The organism is Mesorhizobium sp. CA13 (assembly GCF_020165235.1).
In the GTDB taxonomy this organism is placed as follows: Bacteria; Pseudomonadota; Alphaproteobacteria; order Rhizobiales; family Rhizobiaceae; genus Mesorhizobium.
Genome location: NZ_JAIUHS010000015.1, coordinates 71,528 through 93,331 on the forward strand (window position 1 = coordinate 71,528; position 21,804 = coordinate 93,331).

Annotated in this window: 25 protein-coding genes and 1 pseudogene; 16 read left to right on the plus strand and 10 right to left on the minus strand. The window is 61.8% G+C overall.

What is annotated here, in order from left to right; genetic code table 11:
* Window positions 1–62 precede the first annotated feature (62 nt).
* Complete coding sequence (locus LB566_RS26255; RefSeq protein WP_224628736.1) at window positions 63–548, plus strand: hypothetical protein; 486 nt, start codon at window positions 63–65, stop codon at window positions 546–548.
* On the opposite strand, the gene LB566_RS26260 is transcribed toward LB566_RS26255, so the two are convergent.
* Window positions 549–1,487, minus strand: coding sequence for an ornithine cyclodeaminase family protein (locus LB566_RS26260; protein ID WP_224628737.1), 939 nt, complete (start codon window positions 1,485–1,487; stop codon window positions 549–551).
* Window positions 1,488–1,792: 305 nt separating this feature from the next.
* On the opposite strand from LB566_RS26260, the gene LB566_RS26265 reads away from it, so the two are divergent.
* From LB566_RS26265 to LB566_RS26280, 4 genes are read left to right on the plus strand one after another with little or no spacing between them, the layout of a single operon-like run.
* A complete protein-coding gene (locus LB566_RS26265) occupies window positions 1,793–2,656 on the plus strand; it encodes a GNAT family N-acetyltransferase (protein ID WP_224628742.1) in 864 nt (287 codons plus the stop codon).
* 11 nt (window positions 2,657–2,667) lie between these two features.
* Window positions 2,668–3,846, plus strand: coding sequence for an alanine racemase (locus LB566_RS26270; RefSeq protein ID WP_224628881.1), 1,179 nt, complete (start codon window positions 2,668–2,670; stop codon window positions 3,844–3,846).
* Between the two features lie 57 nt (window positions 3,847–3,903).
* Window positions 3,904–4,095 carry a hypothetical protein gene (locus tag LB566_RS26275; protein ID WP_224628745.1) on the plus strand — a complete coding sequence of 64 codons (192 nt, stop codon included), beginning with the start codon at window positions 3,904–3,906 and terminating at the stop codon, window positions 4,093–4,095.
* The gene (locus tag LB566_RS26280) at window positions 4,092–5,546 is read left to right on the plus strand and encodes an aldehyde dehydrogenase family protein (protein WP_140552932.1); all 1,455 of its coding nucleotides are present in this window, start codon (window positions 4,092–4,094) and stop codon (window positions 5,544–5,546) included. Before LB566_RS26275 ends, LB566_RS26280 begins: the two co-directional genes overlap by 4 nt.
* A gap of 371 nt (window positions 5,547–5,917) precedes the next feature.
* Here LB566_RS26280 and LB566_RS26285 read toward each other — a convergent pair.
* Window positions 5,918–6,400: pseudogene (locus tag LB566_RS26285) on the minus strand (ABC transporter ATP-binding protein).
* On the opposite strand from LB566_RS26285, the gene LB566_RS30435 reads away from it, so the two are divergent.
* The 3 genes from LB566_RS30435 (at window position 6,305) to LB566_RS26295 (ending at window position 7,889) form a co-directional block, all read left to right on the plus strand.
* Entirely contained in the window at window positions 6,305–7,039 is a 735-nt protein-coding gene (locus tag LB566_RS30435) for an ABC transporter permease subunit (protein ID WP_318012876.1), read from the plus strand. The pseudogene LB566_RS26285 and the gene LB566_RS30435 sit on opposite strands and share 96 nt — an antisense overlap.
* Window positions 6,996–7,340, plus strand: coding sequence for a hypothetical protein (locus LB566_RS30440; RefSeq protein WP_411910517.1), 345 nt, complete (start codon window positions 6,996–6,998; stop codon window positions 7,338–7,340). The genes LB566_RS30435 and LB566_RS30440 overlap by 44 nt, the downstream gene beginning before the upstream one ends.
* Before the next feature lie 159 nt (window positions 7,341–7,499).
* Entirely contained in the window at window positions 7,500–7,889 is a 390-nt protein-coding gene (locus LB566_RS26295) for a low affinity iron permease family protein (protein ID WP_140552936.1), read from the plus strand.
* Window positions 7,890–8,583: 694 nt separating this feature from the next.
* On the opposite strand, the gene LB566_RS26300 is transcribed toward LB566_RS26295, so the two are convergent.
* From LB566_RS26300 to LB566_RS26325, 5 genes are all read right to left on the minus strand, one after another.
* The gene (locus LB566_RS26300; RefSeq protein WP_181172620.1) at window positions 8,584–9,111 is read right to left on the minus strand and encodes a hypothetical protein; all 528 of its coding nucleotides are present in this window, start codon (window positions 9,109–9,111) and stop codon (window positions 8,584–8,586) included.
* 273 nt (window positions 9,112–9,384) lie between these two features.
* Entirely contained in the window at window positions 9,385–9,684 is a 300-nt protein-coding gene (locus LB566_RS26310) for a DUF1236 domain-containing protein (protein WP_224628770.1), read from the minus strand.
* A 553-nt stretch (window positions 9,685–10,237) separates the two neighbouring features.
* Complete coding sequence (locus LB566_RS26315) at window positions 10,238–10,471, minus strand: hypothetical protein (protein WP_210243393.1); 234 nt, start codon at window positions 10,469–10,471, stop codon at window positions 10,238–10,240.
* Complete coding sequence (locus LB566_RS26320; RefSeq protein ID WP_224628773.1) at window positions 10,468–10,683, minus strand: putative toxin-antitoxin system toxin component, PIN family; 216 nt, start codon at window positions 10,681–10,683, stop codon at window positions 10,468–10,470. The genes LB566_RS26315 and LB566_RS26320 overlap by 4 nt, the downstream gene beginning before the upstream one ends.
* An 85-nt stretch (window positions 10,684–10,768) precedes the next feature.
* Window positions 10,769–11,689, minus strand: a complete 921-nt coding sequence (locus LB566_RS26325; protein WP_224628775.1) for a LysR family transcriptional regulator — start codon at window positions 11,687–11,689, stop codon at window positions 10,769–10,771.
* A gap of 194 nt (window positions 11,690–11,883) precedes the next feature.
* On the opposite strand from LB566_RS26325, the gene LB566_RS26330 reads away from it, so the two are divergent.
* The 3 genes from LB566_RS26330 (at window position 11,884) to LB566_RS26340 (ending at window position 14,462) form a co-directional block, all read left to right on the plus strand.
* Complete coding sequence (locus LB566_RS26330; protein ID WP_224628783.1) at window positions 11,884–13,164, plus strand: serine hydrolase domain-containing protein; 1,281 nt, start codon at window positions 11,884–11,886, stop codon at window positions 13,162–13,164.
* 37 nt (window positions 13,165–13,201) lie between these two features.
* The gene (locus tag LB566_RS26335) at window positions 13,202–14,080 is read left to right on the plus strand and encodes an NmrA family NAD(P)-binding protein (RefSeq protein WP_140552944.1); all 879 of its coding nucleotides are present in this window, start codon (window positions 13,202–13,204) and stop codon (window positions 14,078–14,080) included.
* Window positions 14,081–14,150: 70 nt separating this feature from the next.
* A complete protein-coding gene (locus LB566_RS26340) occupies window positions 14,151–14,462 on the plus strand; it encodes an aldo/keto reductase (protein ID WP_224628786.1) in 312 nt (103 codons plus the stop codon).
* A gap of 430 nt (window positions 14,463–14,892) precedes the next feature.
* On the opposite strand, the gene LB566_RS26345 is transcribed toward LB566_RS26340, so the two are convergent.
* Window positions 14,893–16,476, minus strand: a complete 1,584-nt coding sequence (locus LB566_RS26345; RefSeq protein ID WP_224628883.1) for an MDR family MFS transporter — start codon at window positions 16,474–16,476, stop codon at window positions 14,893–14,895.
* A 131-nt stretch (window positions 16,477–16,607) separates the two neighbouring features.
* Window positions 16,608–17,762 (minus strand): HlyD family secretion protein, encoded by a 1,155-nt coding sequence (locus tag LB566_RS26350; RefSeq protein WP_224628788.1) that lies wholly within the window; start codon window positions 17,760–17,762, stop codon window positions 16,608–16,610.
* Window positions 17,763–17,884: 122 nt separating this feature from the next.
* On the opposite strand from LB566_RS26350, the gene LB566_RS26355 reads away from it, so the two are divergent.
* The 4 genes from LB566_RS26355 (at window position 17,885) to LB566_RS26370 (ending at window position 20,018) form a co-directional block, all read left to right on the plus strand.
* Window positions 17,885–18,796 carry a LysR family transcriptional regulator gene (locus LB566_RS26355; protein WP_224628790.1) on the plus strand — a complete coding sequence of 304 codons (912 nt, stop codon included), beginning with the start codon at window positions 17,885–17,887 and terminating at the stop codon, window positions 18,794–18,796.
* A gap of 299 nt (window positions 18,797–19,095) precedes the next feature.
* Complete coding sequence (locus LB566_RS26360) at window positions 19,096–19,335, plus strand: DUF680 domain-containing protein (RefSeq protein ID WP_224628791.1); 240 nt, start codon at window positions 19,096–19,098, stop codon at window positions 19,333–19,335.
* A gap of 92 nt (window positions 19,336–19,427) precedes the next feature.
* Window positions 19,428–19,661 carry a DUF1127 domain-containing protein gene (locus LB566_RS26365; RefSeq protein ID WP_224628793.1) on the plus strand — a complete coding sequence of 78 codons (234 nt, stop codon included), beginning with the start codon at window positions 19,428–19,430 and terminating at the stop codon, window positions 19,659–19,661.
* 63 nt (window positions 19,662–19,724) lie between these two features.
* Window positions 19,725–20,018: a muconolactone Delta-isomerase family protein gene (locus LB566_RS26370; RefSeq protein WP_140553002.1), complete on the plus strand. Its 294-nt coding sequence runs from the start codon at window positions 19,725–19,727 to the stop codon at window positions 20,016–20,018.
* Here LB566_RS26370 and tnpB read toward each other — a convergent pair.
* The gene (gene tnpB, locus LB566_RS26375; protein WP_224628794.1) at window positions 19,983–20,288 is read right to left on the minus strand and encodes an IS66 family insertion sequence element accessory protein TnpB; all 306 of its coding nucleotides are present in this window, start codon (window positions 20,286–20,288) and stop codon (window positions 19,983–19,985) included. The genes LB566_RS26370 and tnpB overlap by 36 nt on opposite strands.
* Window positions 20,289–20,584: 296 nt before the next feature.
* On the opposite strand from tnpB, the gene LB566_RS26380 reads away from it, so the two are divergent.
* A complete protein-coding gene (locus LB566_RS26380; protein WP_224628797.1) occupies window positions 20,585–21,799 on the plus strand; it encodes an ABC transporter substrate-binding protein in 1,215 nt (404 codons plus the stop codon).
* Window positions 21,800–21,804: the final 5 nt, after the last annotated feature.

The window sequence follows — 21,804 nt, forward strand, 5'->3', positions numbered from 1 at the left end:
GGCCTGCAGGACAAGATCGCGTGGTGGCGGGCCTAACGTTGACGGCTGAAGCTGGCGGCCCATTGACCCTGCGGCGCTGCGGCCCGCTGAACGATCGCGTCTACAAGGAAGAGCGTCGCATGCACTACATGCCCACGCGCGGCCATCCCGAACGCAGGAAGTTCTGCGAAATTCTGCTTGAAGGTCTGGCGCCGGATGGCGGGGTCTATGTGCCCGAGACCTACCCACGTGTGGATGACGCAATGCTGGATCGGTGGCGGAGGCTGTCCTATCCGGACCTCGCCTTCGAGATCCTGTCGCTCTACATCGACGATATTCCGCCCGCCGATCTGAAGGCCATCTGCGCGAAGACCTATACGCCCGAGGTTTTCGGGACCGCCAAGATCGCGCCGGTGCGCGCGCTTGAGACTTTTCCGATTCCTGAGGTCTTCCCACTCAGGGCTGCCGTGTGTGGTTGCGCTCGTACGGGGCCGCGGAGCTCTGTCGTAAGGCTCTTTGTTCCAGTGCAGCCGCACCATCGAGGCGGGGACTTTTCGGTGCGAAGCTGATCAGCGGTGGGGCGTCTTGGCGCGGATCAGCGCGTCAGCCATGTAGAGGTCCTGCAGGGAGATACCGGAGCTGTCGAAGACAGTGATTTCGGTGTCGGAGAGGCGTCCGGACGCACGCTTGGCAATGACGTCGCCGATTGGTGTTACTGCAAGCACGCCGGCGTCGATCACGTCGCGCACGTGTTGGAACTCGCCGATCTGAACGGACTGGGAAAGCAGATCACAAAACAGACGTGCGTTGGGGAATAGTTCGCTCGGCAATTCGCGCTTGCCTGGAGCATCCGACCCCATGCTGACGATATGGGTTCCGGGCCCCACCCAAGCGGCATCGAACAGCGGTTCGCGTGAGGGTGTCGCCGTGACCACGATGTCGGCCGCACGCACGGCTTCATCGGGCAAGGCAGCGCGCGCCTGCAGGCCCCATTCGCCGATCTGATCAACAAAAGCGTCGCGCCGCGGCGAATACGGGGCCACCACCAACACGCTTTCGATTGCGCGGATGCGTGCGAGCGCCCTCACTTCGAAGCCCGCCTGATTGCCGGCGCCGAATATCGCCAAAACCTTGGCCTGCTTGCGCGCAAGAAGATCAGCTGCAACCGCGTCGGCGGCGGCCGTCCTGTAGGCGTTCACCTTTCCGGCCTCGATTACAGCGCGGAGCCGTCCTGTATTCTGATCGAGCAGCACGATGGTGGAGTTGTGGCGGGGAAGGCCACGTGCCGGGTTGCCCGACCAGAAGGAGCCGATTTTCACTCCGGTCAGGTCGTCAGACGACCCGGATTTGATAGAGAAGGTATTGGTCGCCTCCCGTGTGCGCCCGATCACAGCAGGGAATACCCAGCCCTGCCCCGATGCTGCTGCCACAAGAGCCTCCCGCGCCGCCTCGAAAGCAAGCTCATGGGTGACGAGGGCGGCTGATTCCTCCTCGCTGATATAGATCATCCGAAATTCCTTCTGAGCATCAAGTGCTCATCGCTGGGAAGTGTTTGCGGCTATGCCATCGTAGAGGCTGAGATCGCATCCATTTTGGATGGTGCGGACGACTCGCCCAGCGAGGGTAATCACAAACGGGACTCAAGCTGCCGGACATTCTTCGCCCGATTTGTGCAACTTGGCGTGCCGAGGAACTGCCGAAAACGAATGATCTCGCTTATTTGAAAGGGAAAAACAGCAGAGAAATCTGCTGTTGGGGCGCAATTCTAAGGTCCGACTTCGATTCGACAGTGATCAAGAGACGGCACCTCCCCATGGCCCCGCAACTCGAGCGAGACATCGTCATCCCTAGCGAGTTGATGAAATTGGAGCCCCGCCATCTGCCGGGCGCGCTGAAGCTGTCGCAGGAGATGGGCTGGCCCTATCGCCTGGAGGATTGGGAATTCGCCGCCACTTTCGGCAGGGGGCTGGTTCTCGAGCAGGCAGGGCAGGTGATTGGCACCGCCATGTCGTGGATTTACGGCAAGGCTTTTGCCACCGTCGGCATGATCATCGTCACTGGCCCTGCGCAAGGCGGTGGCAACGGTTCGCGGCTGTTTGATGGATTGCTTGAGGCGGCGCAGGGTCGCAACGTGCTGCTCACGTCCACCGAAGAGGGGCTCGCGCTTTACAAGCGGCGCGGCTTCACTGCCTGGGGCACGGTGCTCCAGCACCAAGCCCTTCTGACCACTGCGGTGACGCGGGGGGCCGGTGACGGTGTGCGTCAGGCGACGCTCTCCGACCTCGCGGCGATCCAGGCTTTCGACGAACGGGCCATGGGCATGCCCCGCTCGTCGTTGGTGGCGGCGCTTGCCGATGCGGGCAAAGTCGTCGTTATCGAGCGCGACGGGCGGATTGCCGGCTACGCCATCAGCAGGAGGTTCGGCCGTGGCTATGTCATCGGTCCCTGTGCGGCCGAGAGTGACCAGGATGCGCGGCTTTTAATCTTGGCGCAGCTTTCTAAGCTTCATCATCAATTCGTTCGCATCGATATCTATGCCGAAGATGGATTGGGCGGTTGGCTCGAGAGCCTCGGCCTCCAGCAGGTCAGCTCGGCGACCGCCATGGTCAAGGGGCAGCGGCCTGTCTCCGAGGGCTCAGCCCATATGTACGCGCTGGCAAACCAGTCGTTCACCTAGGAAACGAGATGATGAACAAGATGGCGGCAAATCTGGCAGCGAGCGAGACGACTGAGACGATCGATGCCTTGATTACCCCAGCGCTGCTTTTGGATCGCGGACGGCTCGAGCGCAACATTCAACGGCTGGCTGAGCATGCCAAGAAGCTTGGCGTGGTGCTGCGCCCGCATATGAAGACGGCCAAAAGCATCGACGTCGCCCGATACGCGTTCCCTCGCGAGGCCGGTCCGATCACGGTCTCGACCATCGCCGAGGCGGAGTATTTCGCGGACCACGGCTTTTGCGACATCACTTATGCGGTTGGCATCTCGCCGGCTTCGGCCAGGCGCGCCATGGAGCTTTGTCGCCGTACCGGCGCTGATGTGAAGCTGTTGCTCGATACTGTGGAGCAGGCCGACGCCCTGGCCGGCGCGCGCCAAGCCACCGGCATGACGCCGTCGGTCTTCATCGAACTGGACTGCGATGACCATCGCGGCGGATTGAAGCCGGACGACCCTAGATTGCCCGTCGTGGCCAGCAGGGTCGTCGCTGCCGGTGCCACGCTCGTCGGGGTTCTCGCTCATGCGGGCGAATCCTACGGCTTGAACAGGCCCGATGCACTGGTCAGGGCAGCGGAGAACGAGCGTTCAGCCACCGTGCGCGCAGCTGAAATCTTGCGCACCCAAGGCCATGCCTGCCCGATCGTCAGCGTCGGCTCGACGCCTACAGCGCATTTCGCCCAGAATCTCAAGGGTGTCACGGAGCTGCGGGCCGGGGTCTACATGTTCTTCGATCTCGTCCAGCACGGGATTGGGGTCTGCGACCGCGACGATATCGCGATTTCCGTACTGGCCACGGTGATCGGCTCGAAGCCGGAAAAGGGATGGGTGCTGGTCGGCGCCGGGTGGATGGCGCTTTCGCGCGACCGGGGAACCGCAAACCAGCGGATCGATCAGGGTTACGGCGTGGTCTGCGACGAAAAGGGGCGGGTGCTTGACGATGTGATCGTGGCCCAGGCCAGCCAGGAACACGGTATCCTTGCCATGCGTGCCGGTTCAGGGAAATCCATGCCCGAACTGCCGCTCGGGTCTCGGGTGCGGATCCTGCCTAACCATGCGTGCGCGATGGCCGCGCAGCATGATTTCTACAGTGTCGTCAGAGGGGACAGCCCCAGGATTGAAGCGCATTGGGAGCGGATGCGCGGCTGGTAGGCGCGCAACTATGCCTCGGATGCCGCCCCACTTAAATCAGCATTGGTGGTCAAGAAAATGAAGTCTACCTCTTACGGGCTGTATATGTCGACGCTGATAGGCAGCACCATGACTGATGTCATGGATGGGCGCCCCGACTTGAAGCCCTGGAGGGATTTCAACTGGCCGGTGATCCCCGGCTATTTCGGGCACCCCTGGTTCCTGCCGGTTCTGGGTGCCTATTACCGCATAAAGGATCTTGTCGCGTGATGACGCCCCTCGAACATCTGTCGCGCAACGGCCACCTGGACAAGTTCTTCATCGACGGTCAATGGGTCGAGCCGAGCGGCACCGCCAAGGGCGTCGTGGTGAACCCCTCCACCGAAGAGGTTGTGGCTCGGTTTCCGCTTGGAAACAGCTTGGACGTGGATGTGGCCGTTGCGGCGGCCCGCCGTGCATTCGCCGCCTGGAGCCGGACCACGCCGGAATATCGTGCCGGCCTGCTCGATCGCCTACAGGTGCTGCTCGAAGGGTGCAGTGAACTGCTTGCGCAATGCCTCACCCTCGAGATGGGCGCGGCGATCGGATATGCGCGCAGCTCTCAGGTGCCGCTGGCGATCGCGCATGTCAAGGTTGCGCGTGATGTGCTGACAGCCTTTCCCTTCGTCAAGCAGCGGGGGCAAACCGCCGTCACCCACGAACCGATCGGTGTCTGCGCCTTGATCACTCCGTGGAACTGGCCTCTTTACCAGATCACCGCCAAGGTTTCGCCGGCGCTCGCGGCAGGCTGCCCGGTCGTGTTGAAGCCGAGCGAGCTTTCTCCCCTGGACGCCCTGCTGTTCGCCGAAGCGATCGAGGAAGCCGGCTTTCCTGCCGGGGTGTTCAATCTGATCCAAGGTGATGGTGCATGCGTGGGTGCTGGTCTCGCGTCCCATCCGGATGTCGATATGATCTCCATTACCGGGTCCACCCGGGCGGGCATTGCGGTGGCGCAGGCGGCAGCGCAGACGGTCAAGCGTGTCGCGCAGGAACTCGGTGGCAAGTCGCCCAACGTGATCCTGCCGGACGCCGATCTCGACCGTGCCGTTTCTCTGGGCATAGCCGCCGCCTTCCGCAATCTCGGCCAGTCATGCAGCGCCCCGACGCGCATGATCGTGCCACGTCCGCTGCTCACCGAGATCGAGGAAATCGCCAAAGGAGCCGCTGCCCAGATCGTTGTTGGCGATCCTCTTTGCGAAGCCTCGACTCATGGTGCAATCGCCAACCGTGCTCAATTCGATCGCATCCAAACCATGATCGGTGTCGGCATTTCGGAAGGCGCGAAACTCCTGACCGGCGGAGAGGGTCGGCCCGGCGGTCTGAATGTCGGATTCTATGTAAAGCCGACCATCTTTTCGGACGTGCGCACGCACATGAGGATCGCGCAGGAAGAGGTCTTCGGGCCGGTTCTCTGCATCATCCCCTATGACACAGTCGAGGAGGCCGTCACTATCGCCAACGACACGGTGTACGGCTTGGGGGCCCATGTGCAAGGCGAGGACTTGGAGGTCGTCAGGGACGTCTCGTCGCGGATCCGTTCTGGCCAGGTGCACCTCAACTACCCGGCCTGGGATCCACACGCCCCGTTTGGCGGTTTCAAGCAGTCGGGAAACGGGCGCGAATATGGCGTCGAAGGCATGCTGGAATATCTCGAGGTCAAATCCATCCTCGGCTATTTCTAGGCGATAACTTTGCCCGGCGCAGAGGCGCGCCGGCGGCGCCATCCATGTCAGTAGGCCGCCTTCAATGGGCATCCCCGCATTCAGGCACTATCTTCCATTATTCCGTTGTCGCTAAGGGCGATCCTGGCCCGAATTACATTTTGCCTGAAGCGACTGCCCATGGCGTCAAGACAACCCACTGGCCTCAAGGTGATGCGAGCGATTTGTTGCCGCGCATCTGATTGACCGCGGTCGCGGGGGCCGAGCACCCCGATCCCAGCCTACTCGCGTCCGCGGTGGCTGTGGGCCGCGACGTCGAGGCCGAACGCAGCGCGCTTGCACAAGCCGCGCTCGGAGACGCTGAGAAGGCCTCCGCGCGCTCTGACTCAGCACTACCTTATAACGGTAGAGGATCTGGCTGGAGTTGTTTCGGCCAGATAGTGGATGTGCGGTCCCCCGTGGTACGGGCTCGTCTCGACGCGGGCCTCCACTCGGAACACGTCACGTAGCAAAGCCTCTGTAATTACCGATCCGGCCGCACCGCATGCGACGATGCGGCCTTTGTCCAACACCACCAACTGATCACAGAACATCGCGGCATGGTTGAGGTCATGCAGCGCGATGATGCTGGTCAGTGACAGCTGTGAAATCAACCGCAGCACTTCGATCTGATGCTGGATGTCCAGATGGTTTGTCGGTTCGTCCAGCTAGATTTCGGTTGGGGTCTGGGCTAGGGCGCGGGCGATGTGGACGCGTTGGCGCTCACCGCCTGAAAGGCTGTGCCAATACTGGTCGCGCCGCCGCTCCATGCGCTCTATGCGTTCTGGCGCCCCGATGCGCTGTCGGTCTACACGTTCACCAACCTCATCAACAATTCGACGCCGCTGGCGCTCGCGGCCGCGGGCGAGACGCTTGTCGTCATCAGCCGCGGCTTCGACTTGTTCGTCGCCGGCGTCGTCTTGCTGACCAACGTACTGGTGGCCGTCTATCCGCTCGACGGCCCGGGCGGAGCGTTTGTCAGCCCGCTCATGTGCTGCGCGATCGGAGCCTTCGTCGGCCTGATCAACGGCATTCTGGTTTCCAGGCTCGGGCTCCAGACCATCGCGCCGACGCTCGGCACGATGATCATTTGTCAGGGGCTCGCGCTCGTCATTCTCGACGCGCCCGGCGGCATGATCGCCGACTTCGTCACCTACACCCTGACCGATACGCTTTTCGGCGTCGTTCCGATTGCCGGGCTGTTCCTGGTTGCCGTCGTCTTGCTATGGCTGGCTTTCCGGCGCACCGCCACCGGCACCGGCCTCTATGCAATCGGCGCCGACGAACAGTCGGCCCGTTTCTCCGGCGTGGCCGTCTCAGGCGTGCGTATCACAGGCCTTTGTCGGCGCCGGCATCCTCTACGGCGTCGCCGGCTTCATGCTGAGCGCTCAGACCGCGACCGGCAATCCGTCGGCGGGCACGCCGTTCCTGATGCTCACCTTTGCCGCGGTGGCGCTCGGCGGCACACCGCTTAGCGGTGGCCGCGGCAGCCTCGTCGGATCGATCCTCGGAGCCGGCACGCTCATGCTTTTGCAGAAGGTGCTGTTCTCGGGAGGGGTCTCCTCTTTCTACACCGGTATCTTCCAAGGCCTGGTGCTGCTGCTTGCGATCGTCTTCGGCAACGTGGTGGCGCGCCTGAACGCGCATAAGGACGTAGCGATGTCTTTCGATGCCTCTTCCGACCAGCGCGGCAGGCAGAAACTCGACCGGGAGGTGGTCAGCAGCTGCGGCCTTCTTGCTTGTAACCATTGGAACTCTCCAGATTCAGATTGTTGAGTCTCCCGTGTCAGGTGATGGCTAACCCCGGGGTCATCCAGAGGTTCCGACGCTGACAGTCGGCGTCGGCTGCGCCCGATTTGTCCGATGCGCGTGGAACGAAAATCGGGCTTTGTACATTGTTGGGGCCAGTTTCACATTTCGTCATCAGGACACCCAATGGAAAAGACATTTAATCGCGTGGCGACCGTCGTCGCGCACGCATCTGGCCGCCCGTGGGTCTTTGCCTTATGCTTGGCGTCTGTACTGGTTTGGGCCGTGAGCGGCCCGGTTTTCCACTATTCCGAAACCTGGCAATTGGTCATCAATACAGGTACGACGATCGTAACGTTCCTGATGGTCTTCCTGATTCAGAACACCCAGAACCGCGACGGTGCCGCCATACAGGCTAAACTCGATGAGTTGATCCGCTCGGGTGCCGCCAAGAACGCCTTCATCGGCATCGAGCACCTTACCGAGGCCGAGGTCGAAGAGTTCCGCGCGCTATGTATGCGGGCGAAAGAGAGCAAAGAAAGAGCGGCTACGACCCATCACAAGGCAGTGGCCTGAGCGCCGGACGTCGTGAGGCTGCGGTTTCGACAAGATAGGGCGTTCGCAAAGGTTTGATCTAGCGCTCACCACGCTACTTTTGCGCCGTCCAACCAAATCGGTGGTTGGGGATGATGGCCATGCTGGCACTGAGCCTGCGACCATGGGAAAGTATGGTCTTTCGCCGGGCTCGTTGCAGGCTTTTCGCCCCAAGGGCAATTGCGGGCAGGCTGGCTAACGGCAAGGAGACGAATTGGACGCCGCGACCCACCAGCTAATCCAGACGCGCCCGTCAGCCTTCTCACTGCCAGCGAGCGAGGGCCTGGCATCGGCTGACGGCAGCTTGTGGCCGTAGAGCTGTCCCCTAGCATGCCGGCTTGAGGCGCCAAGCTGACATTGCGGCATTTTCTGAAGCGTTGCAGCGACAGGTTGAGTGCTGGCGGATTCAGCCGAGGATAACAGAAATTGCTGATCCGATAGTGGGCTTTCAACCAGCTACTTCCGTCTTGCCAGCAGTTTCGTCAGCCAATCCGGATCCATTTCCGCTACGGAAGAGAAGCCTAGCGTCTTCAGGGAAACCGCGGGCAATTTTCCGGGTGCAACTGATCGACTGGCGCCGCACTGTGGTGCTGCTTCTTCGACCGACTGCGATCCGGCTGGTGGACGATATTCGACGGCCTTCCACAAATGCCGGAACGTTCGCGGCTCCTCGAAGTTAGACTTCTGTCGATTGTCCAATTCCAAGCACTGGAAACGGGAACGAGCCCGTCTCGGCGGATGCCGGGGCGGGTTTCCCGCACTCTTCGGCGATGGAGATGCAACTGTCGAGAACCGCCTGCACGATTTCAGCTCCCCCATCGTTGACACGCGCCGTCACCAGGACGATCCGCTCGACAAGAGTTGCAATACCCGGCCGCAGTGCATCAGTCGCCAGCGGTCCGAGCAGCCCGCCAGCAATGCTGCCACAGACCATGGCGGCCAGAGCTATCGGCGATGGCATTGGTGCCTGAGGGTCTATTCCGTAACCCGCAACAAACGCGCCCAAGCAGGCCAACCCGCCGACCGCCGCACCAAGACTGGCGGCTGGAACCATCCCCAAACTTGCCAACTCGGCGCTGTAAGGTCCTATAACGGCGATCTTTAAGCGAGGAACTCCCATTGCCACCAGGTCGCCTGCGGCCCTGATTGCTTCGGCGTGGGAATCGAAGAGTCTGCTGATTGTCGGCTTGGTCGGCGACGGCATCCTGGTGCGGCAGGTCGTTGGCGAAGGAGGCGGCAATCAAATCGTCGCCGCTGATCCGGCCCGAGCCGTCATCCATCAACGCGGCAACCTTCTGGAGGGACTTCAATTCGCCCCCTGTGATCTGTGCCTCCTGCATTCTGGCCCTAAGGTCGGCCACGCCCACTCCTAACGCATTGGACTGGGTAGATCCGCCGCTTGGCATCGATCGATAGTCCTTTTGTCTTGGCAGCCCGCCGCCAAGATGGGCGGCGGGCTTTGATTCTGGTGCTTGGTTCACTGGATGATCTTGACGATCTTGTGGGTGCCCGGATCCACGACCACCGTCCGGTTATCGATCACTGTGTAGCGGTATTTGACGTTGGGGACTTCATGGAGCTCGACGGTGTCGGGTAAAGCGGTGCCGACATTGAGTTCTACGCCGGGAAGCTTCACCGAAGCCAAAGGCTGCTTCTTCACGTATTCCTTGATGACTGTTTCCTGCTCGGGCTGGATAATCACGTCCTCGGCAGCGGCAGCGCCGATTCCTGCAAGCAGCAACAAAGCCGCAGCAGCGGCGCTTAGATGCATTCTCATGACGTCCTCCTTTGTGAAGATGGCGCAGCAATGTCGTTTCCCACGCCCGCCAGCAAACTCGGGGACCATTGCAAAAGTTCCTACGCCTGGGCTTCGGTCGGACGCGACTAGGACGTAAGTCTGACCGCAACACGCAATAGACCTGTCTGAGGCCCCAATCGGAACAGCCGCCGTTTGCCGCCGTTGTCGGGTTTACAAGTTGCTGGAGAAAAACTGATGGAGAACAGTGTTGTTCAAGCGCGATGGCTGCTCGCCCCGATCTTCGGTGTGGCAATCGCCTTCATGGTGTTCGGGATTACACTCAGTTGATTGGTTCACTCCTTTCAAGCGGCGAGCTGCCGCTTCATTGAAGAACCAACGCTCGCCGCTGCCCGTGGAAATCGCCGTCCGGTCGTAATTTTTTCCAAAGAACCCAGCAGAGCCGCTTCGCGGTGGCGCGTACTGTACCAGCCTTGACCGGCAGTTTTCGGCCCGACGGCCGCTTTGGACGCAGGCAAGGCTCCACTACGAGCGATACCGCTCCACCTCATGGGTGTGCTACTCCGGCAATTCGTCACCTTTGATCGGCGCCTTCCCTTTGCCGGCCTGCTTCAGAAGTGCAGCGCCTTGGGGATGTTGGCACGGCAGCGCGTTCCTGAAAGTAGGTTTCCGTGCGCAGCGCCGAAAGTTTCTCGGCGACTGCCACGTTAATAAATCGGTTGAGCGGCACGCCCTCGCTGTCGGCCGCCTTACGCGCCTCATCGAGAAGCGGAAGCTGAAGCCGCAGTGCGAAATTGCTTCTCCTCATGTCTTTCTCTCCAATCGTGTCAGCGCCTCACCGGGCGACAGAACCATGACACCGAAGCGCTCGGCCACCTTGCCGAAGGCGCGGAAGTTGAACGTCACTATAGCATTCGCCCGTCCGTTTACCGCAGCCTCCAGCACCGTGTCGTCGTCCGGGTCGCGAACGGCGGGTCGCCAGAGGAAGAGAACGCGAACCGGCTCGGAGACGGCCGCCACGGCATCTAGCAACGCCGAGAGGCCGGAGCCTCAGGTGCTCGGGCCGTGTCGTGACCGCCTCGTACTCGATCAGTGGCGCTGCGCCTCATTGACGACATAGAGAGGCTTGGTTCCTGGCGACCTCCTGGATGAAATCCAGAAACGCCCGAACCTTCGCGGGTGGCAGATGGCGCGAGGGATGATAGGCGTAGAGGGGATAAAGTTCCTCCGACCATTCCGGCAGGATGGGTACGAGTTCTCCACGTTCCACGAACAGCGCCAAGCCAATCGCGAGGCTCTGGAAAATACCCTGGCCCGCCGCGCAGGCGGATACCGCGACGAAGGGATCATCAAGGACCAAGCGGCTTGAAACCTTAACATCGACGATTTCCCCGTCGCGGTGGAACTCCCACGGAAAGGGCAGACCTGTCTGCGGATCGCGGAAGAGAAGTGCTTCGTGATGGACGAGGTCATGCGGCGATCGCGGCGTGCCGTGCCGTTCGAGATAGGCCGGCGCAGCAACGGTCAGAATGGGCGTTTCCAGGAGCTTGCGTGCGATGAGAGACGACTCGTCAGGTTGGCCGAACCGTACCGCCACATCGATGCCCGCCATCATCTCCTCCCGATAGTTGCTGGTGGAGAAATCGAGCGACAGCAGAGGATAGCGGACTAGGAACTGCTGGAGTCTCGACGCAAGCACCATCCGCGCAAACCACGGGTCCACCGACACGCGCAGTCGGCCCCGCACGATTGCCGCCGCGCCTGCGGCCTCGGCGGCCGCCTCGTCGAGGCCGGCGAGAAGCGGCATCACCTGCCCGTGAAACCGTCGGCCTTCCTCGGTAAGACTGACCTCCCGCGGATTGCGGTCGAAGAGCCGAACGCCAACCCGCGCCTCGAGGCGCGCGACCGCCCGGCTCACGCCTGAAGGCGTCAAGCCGAGCATTTCCGCCGCGCGGGCAAAATTCCCCGCCTCCGTCACGGCAGCCAGGACGCCGACGCCGGTCAGCAGCCGGGTGTCAAAAGCCATGCGATCTCCCTTTGCCGGTGCGGCAGCTCGTCAGGCGGGTTCCATGATAAGCGCAGTGAATCTGAGTCAATGTAGCACGGACGATAATGCGTGTGAATCACATCATGGCGCGGCTTAGAACATCGGCATCGCAACGCCGTCAGTGGTGAACCGCCGACAAATCGGTCTTCCCACGAGCCGGAAAGGAATGAGCCATGAACCCGATCACACGCAGGACCATGCTTCAGCGGGGGAGCATGGTGGGGGCCATTCTGGCTCTCGATGCGGTCAACCCCGCCTTGGCCGGGACGGCACCCTTGGCTTCGCTGCGCAACTCCGCCGCGATCGACGCCGCCCTGCTCGGCGGCGTCTCCCGGCACGATGTGGCCGGCGTCGTCGCCATGGCTGCCACGCCGAATGGCATCGCCTATGAGGGCGCCTTTGGCAAGGCGAACGTCGAGACAGGCACGCCGATGGCCGCCGACACGGTGTTCTGGCTGCTGTCGATGACCAAGGCCTTCACGACGACGGCCTGCATGCAGCTCATCGAGCAAGGCCGCATCGGTCTCGGCGATGACGCAGCCAAATACCTGCCGGAGCTCGTGTCGCCGCAAATCCTAGAAGGCTTCGCCGCGGACGGAACGCCGCGCCTGCGCCGGGCCAAGCGCGCCATCAACGTACGCCACCTGCTGACGCACACCTCCGGCTACACCTATTCGATCTGGAGCGAGGCGCTGACCCGCTACGAACAGGTGACGGGCATGCCCGATATCGCGACCTGCAAGAACGCCGCCTTCACCGCACCGCTCGAATTCGAGCCGGGCGAGCGCTGGGAATACGGCATCAGCATGGACTGGGTGGGCAAGCTGGTGGAGGCGGTGTCCGGCCAATCGCTGGAAGTCTATTTCCGCGAAAACATCTTCGCGCCACTCGGCATGAAAGATTCAGGCTTCCTCATCGGCTCGGAGCAGAAGCGGCGCGTCGCCACGTTCCACAACCGCCGTGCCGATGGCGGGCTGGAGCCGGCCCCCTTCGAGATGCCGCAGCGGCCGGAGTTCTTCATGGGCGGCGGCGGCGCGTTCTCGACACCGCGCGACTACATGACCTTCCTGCAGGCGCTGCTGAACGGCGGCGCACTGGGCGGCGTGCGCATCCTACGGCCGGAAATGGTCGCTATGATGATGCAGAACCAGATTGGTGAGCTGAACGTTCACGAGATGCGCTCGGCGCAGCCGCCCTTCTCGCGCAGCTTCGACCAGTTCCCCGGTCAACCGCACAAATGGGGCTTGTCCTTCGACATCAATCCGCAGCCGGGTCCGAATGGACGTTCCGCCGGCAGCATTTCCTGGGCCGGCCTGCTCAACTGCTACTTTTGGCTTGACCCGGTGAAGCACGTCACCGGCGCGCTCTTCACCCAAATCTTGCCCTTCTACGACGAGCGGGTTGTCGCCCTCTACGGCGCGTTCGAGCGGGAGCTCTACGCGAGCCTCGCCTGACACGCGCACTCCACATCAATCCTTTTGGAGAACCATCATGTACGCAATCACCGGAATCACCGGCAAAGTCGGCGGCGCGCTCGCCCGCAACCTCCTGGCCGACGGGCTGCCCGTCCGCGCCGTCCTGCGCGATGCTACCAAGGCGGTGGAGTGGAAGGCCAAGAGCTGCGATGTCGCTCTGGCCGAGATGGACGATGCGGCAAGTCTCGCGTCAGCCTTCAAAGGCGCCGATGGTGTCTTCATCCTGCCGCCGTCGGAGTTTGACCCAGAGCCGGGCTTTCCCGAAGCAAGGCGGTTGATCGACGCCGTGAGTGCGGCATTGGTCGAGGCACGTCCCGCCAGGGCGGTGTGCCTGTCGACGATCGGCGCCGACGCGCCGCACGAGAACCTGCTCACCCAGCGCACGCTGCTGGAGCAAGCGCTTGGCGGCATCGGCCTGCCGGTTACCTTCCTGCGGCCCGGCTGGTTCATAGAGAATGCCCAGTGGGATGTCCCTGCGGCACGAGACGAAGGCGTGTTGCGCAGCTTCCTGCAACCGGCGAACAAGGCATTCCCGATGGTCGCGACACAGGACGTCGGCTGCACCGCCGCCGCCCTGCTGCGCGAGAACTGGAGCGGGACGCGGGTCGTCGAACTGGAAGGTCCCGCTCGGGTTTCTCCCAACGACATTGCTCGCGCCTTCGCCGCCGCGCTGGAGCACGCGGTTTCGGTCGAGATCGTACCTCGCGAAACATGGGAGACCATCTTCCGAGCCCAAGGCACCCGCAACCCGCTGCCGCGCATCCGCATGCTCGACGGCTTCAACGAAGGCTGGATCGAATTCCACGATCAGGGGCTGTCGTCTGTGAAGGGCACGACGACGCTGGAGAGCGTCATCGCCGGGCTCGTCGAGAGCCGGGTCACGGCCGCCGCCTGAGGGGGGGATCGCACCCGCCTCGCAAGGCCGGCGCGCCCACCGGCAAGGCATTCGCGAAAAGGACATCATCATGGACAGCATCATCATACAGGGCGTCGCCATTCCGCGCCTTGGCTTCGGCACCTTGCGCATGCCCGGCGTCGATGCCCAGCCCGTCGTCGAGAGCGCAATCGCACTCGGCTATCGGCATATCGACACGGCCGCGATGTATCAGAACGAGGCTGCGGTCGGGGCCGCCATCGCGGCATCCGGCATCGAGCGCAGCAAGCTCTTCGTCACCACGACGTGTGGCACGCTGGAGGCGCTTGTCGCGCTGAAGGAGCGTGGCCTGACGTCCGCCATTGTGCGCAGCATATCGGCTTTGCCACCGACCGGATTGTGACGATCACATCAGAATTTCACGCAAGAGCGGGGTCAAACGCCGGCCGATTGTTCCAGTCGCTAAGGCCAGCAATGCGATTTCCCGTTGTTCTGCTCTTGCTCATCATCTTCGGCGGTTTGTCTGCCTCCACTCGACGGAGCCGTTGAGGATGTCCTTGACGCGGACAATGTATTCCTGGCCGCAGCACCACCTGCATCTAAGGTAAGCTGCTGGATCTCCTCGATGGTCTGTTCGCGGATGGCGCCCGTCGCCATCGCGGCCTCGTGTGCGCTCTCAATTGCGTGGCGGTGTGCCCCATGTCCGTGAAGGCCGGGTAAAGGCCTTCCATGTCCTGGACAAGAGCCTCGCCGGCTCCGGCGCCAAAAGCCGCTCGCAATGAGCAAGGCCGCGCTGGCGAAGGTCGGGATCATTGTCGTTCCTTTCCGATCTTTCAGTGCGCGCCACCCGCCTCGATATGGCCCGGGTTGCGCAACAGCAGCGTGGCGAAGAAGGCGACGACAAGGGCTGCTCCAAGCAGATAGAAGGCGTCGCTGAAAGCCATGATGTAAGCCTGCTTGCGCACCATCTGTCCGATGGCGATGACGGCCTTGTGCATCGCGGCTGCGCGATCGCCGGCGCCATGGGCCAGGAAGTATCGGGTCAGATGCTCGATGCGCGCGCGAGTACTCTCTTCGAACAGCGATACCGACTGCACCAGCACGTTGGAGTGGAACTGCTCGCGCTTGGTCAGAAAAGTCTGCAGCATGGCGATGCCGACGGCGCCGCCGAGATTCCGGATCATGTTGAACAATGCGGAGGCAGAGCCGGCATTCTCCTGCTCGATGCCGGCCGTAGCGACCGCAGCCAGGGGTACCATGACCAGCGCCTGACCGACGGCTCGGACGACATTCGGCCAAAAGAACTGCTCCGACGCGTAGGCCGCCGTCATTTCGATGTTCATGAAATTGCTTGCCGCAAACAGCGCAAAGCCGAAGGCGACGATAATGCGCATGTCGAAACGCTTCATCAACTGCGGCACCAGCGGGATCAGCACCAGTTGCGGGAGGCCTGTCCAGGCCAGCACCATGCCGATCTGCTGAGCGTTGTAGCCCTGGATGCGCGCGAGATAGACGGGCAGGATGAACACCGCCCCGTAGAGCGCAATTCCGAGCAGAAAGCTGGCCAGGATGGAGAACCCGAAATTCCAGCGGGCGAACAGTCTGAGGTTAAGCAAGGGCCTTTCGCTTCTCAACTCGATCCACAGGAAAAGCGAGAGGCTGACGAGGGCGATCATGGACAGCCGCACGATGAACGGCGAGCCGAACCAATCGTCCTTGTTGCCCTCCTCGAGCACAGTCTGCAAGGAGCCGAGCCCGATCGCCATGGTGATAATACCGGCCCAGTCGCCCTGGCGCAGCAGCGAGAGCTGCATCGGCGCCCTTTCGAGCGACATCCACAGCATGCCGACCATCAGCGCGCCGGGGACCAAGTTGACATAGAAGATGAACTGCCAGCCCCAGTTCTCGGTGAGATAGCCACCGATTGTCGGCCCGATGGCTGGTGCGAAGGTCGCCGACAGCGCGAACAGGGCAAATCCGATCGGCTGCTTCGCCTTGGGCAGGAGGGTTATGGTGATGGTGAAGGCGACCGGAATCAGCACGCCGCCGCAAAAGCCCTGCAAAGCACGCAGAACAATCATCTGCTGAAGGTTTTGCGCGAAGGCGCAGGCAACCGAGAAGGCGAGAAACAGGATTGCATTGGCCAGAAGATAGACCCGGATGGAAAAGGCCCGCGACAGCCAGCCGGTGAGCGGAATGACGACGATCTCGGCCACCAGATAGGCGGTCGATATCCAGCCGCCGTCATCGATGCCCGCGCCGATGGCGCCCTGAATGTCGGCTAACGATGCGTTGACGATCTGGATGTTGAGGACCGCCATGAAGGCGCCGAGCGTCGAGCCAATGACGGCGATCCAGGTCTTGAGCGAGGCGCAAGAGGCATCGGTGGGCGCCAGGCTCGATGCTTTGGCTGCCATTGGCGCAGGCGTGGGGTTGGTGGTGAGGGTTGCGGGCACGGCTGAATTCCTTGTTTGACGAAGAGCACGTGAGACACTGGCGTGGCGGCCACCAGGCGAGGTCCCGGAGAACCTCGCGCAGCCGCTACGAGTTACCAGCCGGCGATGATCCGGCGGCCGCTGTCCGGTTCACCCCGTTGGGCCAGGATGGTTGCCTTCGTGTCGATCGTCGGTTCCGCCGACATGCCGGCGCGCAGCTTGCCGGCGAGCCTGCCGTCGTTGATCGCGATCTTCACCGGGATGCGCTGCACGATCTTGGTGAAATTGCCGGTGGCGTTATCCGGGGGCAGCAGCGCGAACTCGAGACCGCTGGCCGGCGACACACTGTCCACGCGGCCCTTGAGTGCCACGCCGGGAAAGCCGTCGACGGCGATCTCGACCGGCTGTCCGCTCTGCACATGAGCGAGCTGTGTTTCCTTGAAATTGGCCACGACATAGATCGCATTCAGCGGCACCACCGCCATGAGCAGCGTGCCGGCCTGCACATACTGACCGACGCGAAGCGAACGGGCCCCGACGATGCCGTCGACGGGCGCTGTGATCGTGGTGTAGGAGAGATTGAGTTTCGCCTGACGCAGGGCGGCCTGGCTGCCGTTGCGCTCGGCCTCTGCCTTGCTGCGCTCCGTCGTGAGCACGTCGATCGCCTTGCGGGCCGCAACCAGTGCGGCGCGATCCCGCTGCAGTTGGGCTTCGCTTTCGCTAAGGGAGGCCGCGGCCTGCTGGGCGCGTTGGCTGGTGCCGTAGCCGCTTTTCAGCAAGGTTTTATAGCGATCACCCTCCTGCTGCGCGAATTTGAGCTTCGCCTCGGTTGCGGCGACGTTGGCCTTTTGCTGTTCGATCACCGACTGCTGCAGGCCGATCTGGGCGTCGAGATTGTGCAGCGTCGCTTCGGCTGCTTCGACCTTGGCTTGCGCTTGATCGAGCGCGGTCCTGAAATCGCGGTCGTCGATGCGGGCCAAAACCTGGCCCGCCTTGACGTGAGTGTTGTCCTCGACAAGTACCTCGGCGATGTGGCCCGAGATCTTCGGCGCGACAGCCGTATAGTCGGCCTTGATATAGGCATCGTCGGTCGATTGCAGATACTGCCCGGCCGTCCAATAGTCATAGCCGTAGAGCGCAGCCCCGGTCAGGCCCGCCACCAGACCCAACCCGACAACGGTGCGCTTGATCATCGTCTTGCGGGACCGCGGCGCGGGTTTTACCTCAACCGAGTATTCTAGGATGGCTGGGTTGACGCTTACGTTCATCTGAATCTCCTCTCACGGTCGGCCCGAGTGGCCGATTGGCGTCAAGGAAGATGCAACGGCAAGCCTGATGTGATAATCGGGGAAAGAACGGAAGGATCATCCATTAAGAGCGGATAATCAGAATGGATAGGCTCACAAGCTTGACGGTGTTTGGCCGCGTTGTGGAATGCGGAGGCTTTTCCGCGGCAGCCCGACGCCTCAATATGTCTACGACGATGGTCAGCAACCACGTCCAGGCGCTGGAGGACAGGCTCGGCGTCCGCCTTCTCAACCGCACCACCCGCAAGGTGAGCCTGACCGAGATCGGCCAGACTTACTATCAGCGTTCCTCGCAGATCCTCGCCGATCTGGAGGAGGCGGACCGCGTCGCGGGAGCGCTTCAGGCGACGCCGCAAGGCACGCTTCGCCTTCATTCCAGCATGAGCGTCATCCGTTTTCTGGCACCGATCGTTTCCGAATTCGTCGACCTTCATCCGGCTGTTTCGGTCGATCTCACCGTCGGCGAAAGAATGGTCGACATGGTGGAGGAGGGCTTCGACCTTGACGTGCGTTCGCTGCCGCTTCCCGACTCGAGCCTGATCGTGCGGCGGCTGACCTCATGGCGCAACATCGTCTGCGGTTCACCCGGCTATTTCGAACGCCATGGAACACCGCGGCGGCCCGATGACCTCGCACGCCACAATTGCATGCGCCATGCCTCCTATCCTTTCGGTAACGAGTGGCGTTTTGAGGACCCGGACGGCGAGCCCGTTTCCGTCCGCGTCGATGGCAACCTGCTGACCAACAGCCAGGAGACGCTCAGACGCCTCGCTCTCGACGGCCGCGGTCTATTCATACCGCCGCCCTTTCTCGTGGCCGACGACCTGAGCGCCGGGCGCCTTGTCCGCGTGCTGGAGGAATATTCAGGAGTCGAGTTCGCGATCAACGCGTTCTATCCGCATCGTCACCATATCTCGGCCAAGGTCAGGACTTTCATCGATCTGTTGGCCGAGCGCTTTGCCGAACACCGCAGATGGATGGAATTGAAGTACTGAACAGCAGTCCACCGTCCCCGCCGGAAAGTCGGCGGGCTGATGTGCCTTCTGATCTTCTGGCCGGCCACATGCGGGCAAGGGCCGGAGCGATTGCCAGCACCGACATGGCAAAATCCTCGATCGGGGAGGGGTCAGCGCTGAGGCAGCGCGCCTGCTCATGATCCAATTGTCCGCTCTCGGCGGATGATCCTTTCCAATATTCGAAGATTATCCTGGGCGGATCCAAGATGCATCTTCTTGGCGAACGGGCAAGGACCTGTTCTTGAACCAAGTCCAGAACTCAACCTTAGGAGATTTCCATGAAAAAGATCGCTCTTGCCACCGCCGCGTTCCTGGCCATCACTGGCGCCGCGCTCGCCGAGAACCCGAATGTCGGCGGTTCCGACATCAATGCGATTGCCCGGGAACAGCTCGACAACACCCACACGTCCTCGATCCCGCACAGTGCAGCCTACGAACTGCTCAATGCGGGCTCCAATGCGGCCATCACGCAGGATCAGGCGGTCGAGCATCGCCGGGACCTTTTCGGCAACCGCTAGACACCGGCTCGGGCCGCCGAACCCCCAAAGCGGCGGGCTCATCCGCCGCCTTCGCCTCGGGTTCGGCCGGTCGCGAAAAAAGGAGAAATGCGATGGACGCAGTCGTCAACGGCGCCGCTTTGGAGCGGGCCGAAACAAGGAGTGCACCGCAGCGGCGTGGAGTCGAGGATTTACAGATTCTGATGGCGCGCGTCGCGGCGATCCAGGTCTGGGTCGAAGCCGGTATGGAAAGGCGCCGGAGCCGCCGCATGCTGATGGAACTCACGGACTCGCAATTGCAAGACATCGGTCTTTCTGGCGCCGACGTTGCCGGCCGAGGACCGTGACAGGCATCAAGCACCCGGCGGGAAAAACCGGAAAGCCTTGCCTTCATCAACAGGAGAAAGAACATGCAGTTCATGGTCTTGACACGTCGGCGGACGGAAAGCTTCAACGACGCGGACTACACGCCCGAGAGACTGGAAGCCGAAGCCGAAGGCGTTCGCCGGCTTTTCATGGCAAGCACCGTGCGACAAATCTGGAATCGCGGCGACATGGGCGGCGCCTGTCTTCTCATGGAGGCCGAAGGGGAGGACGAGGTTCGCTCGGTGCTCAATGCCCTTCCACTGTTCAAAAGCGGTATGCAGGAAATGGTCTCCATTGTTCCGCTACGGCCATATAGAGGCTTTGGGCCGCGCCAATGAAAGATGTCGCGAGGCATGCATGGGCATTGACGTGGCGATATCGGGCCGCTCTTTCGTTTCGAAACTGAAGCGGCCATTCGATTTGAAGCAGCCAACGACCGGTTCGCGGCGCCTCGCACGTGTTCCACCGCGGAACACGAACAGATGGCCCGAGAACGGGGCTTTCTTCAACTGTTCCTGGATCAGCATCACGAGGGCACCCAGTTCCTTTTGCATGTCGGTGTGCCCCAATGCCAGATGCACTTTCACGCCGGCCGGAACGATGATCATGACGCCTTCTGCTTGGCCGCGAGTTGCCGCTTCACCGCGGCCGGGGTGCTGCCGGTCGGCGCAAACACGCGCCGCCCATTGTCCAGTTCGATCGCCACCATTCCGCCCGGTCCCGGGGACGGCGGAGGCGAGGTCGAAGTCCGGGGGATCAAAGCATCTCCAAACGCGATGACGTGCTGCTCATATGAGACTTCTCCCAGTCCGCTCGTTGCCGTTAGAAATTGATTGACAATAACATGTGGCCACTGGAGTGGCTCACGGCTGGGGATGCCTGTCTTCAAGGAGGAGGAGTCGAAATGCATATAAAATCATTGGCCGCCGCTGGTCTTCTGGTGGCTGCCGCTGCCGCTGGTATTGTCCCGGCGTCCGCCCAGATGAAGAGCAAGCAGTTCAATATTCTGATGCTGACCGATCTTTCTTCGGTCTATTCGGAGACATCTGGTCCCGGGGACGTCGAATTTGCGAAGATGGCTGTCGACGACTTCGGCGGAAAGGTCAATGGCGTGCCGATCAACGTCATCGTCGTTGACAACAAGCTTGACCCGGCACTCTCGGTTAACAAGGCGCGCGAAATCATAGACTCGCAGGGCGTGAATCTCATAACCGACGTGTCGAGTTCCGCTGCCGCCATCGCCATAGCCAAGCTGGCCAACGAAAGGCATATTCTGACGACCTTTGTCAGCCCGGGAACCACGGCGCTAACCAATGAAGCCTGCGGCAAATACACCTGGCACTACGGGTACGATACCTCGGCGATGTCGGCGCCGGTCAAGCAAATGACCAAGGACGGCACAAAGAAGTGGTATTTTATCACGGCCGACTTTGCCTTCGGAAAGTCGCTGCTGGAGTCATTTTCCAAGGCCGTCAAGGACAATGGTGGTGAGATCGTCGGCGTGGACATGGTGCCGTTTCCGAACGATGATTTCTCGAGCTATCTTCTCAAGGCGCAGGCGGCCGGCGCCGAGGCTATCGGCATCCTCGAATCTGGGCAGGATCTGCGCAACGCGGTCAAGCAGGCTCGGGAATTCGGCTTGATGGATGCCGGCATCAAGATCGTTCCAGGACAGTTGAACTTGTCCGATGTCAAGGCTCTCGGGCCCGACACCTGGGCCGGCGTGAACGCCGCTCTGATCTGGTATTGGGATCTGGACGACGAAACCCGAAAATTCGCGAAACGTTTCCACGATAAACTGAACTTCTATCCTGGTGACATACACGCGGGCAACTATTCCGCCGTTTATCAAGTGCTGAAGACCGTCCAGGAAATCGGCACGGATGATCCCGACAAGGTGACGGAGGCCCTCGAAGGCCGGGGTTTCAGCGACATGTTCACCAAGGACGCGCTCATGCGCAAACGCGACCACCTTGTGGTGAAGCGTACCTTCATCGGCCAAGTCAAGCCCGCATCGGAGGTCAAGAAGGACAGCGACTTTTTCAACATCGTCGGATCGGTTCCGGGCGACGAGGCATATTACCCGGAAGCAGAAAGCACCTGCAAGCACGATTGGTAACGGAA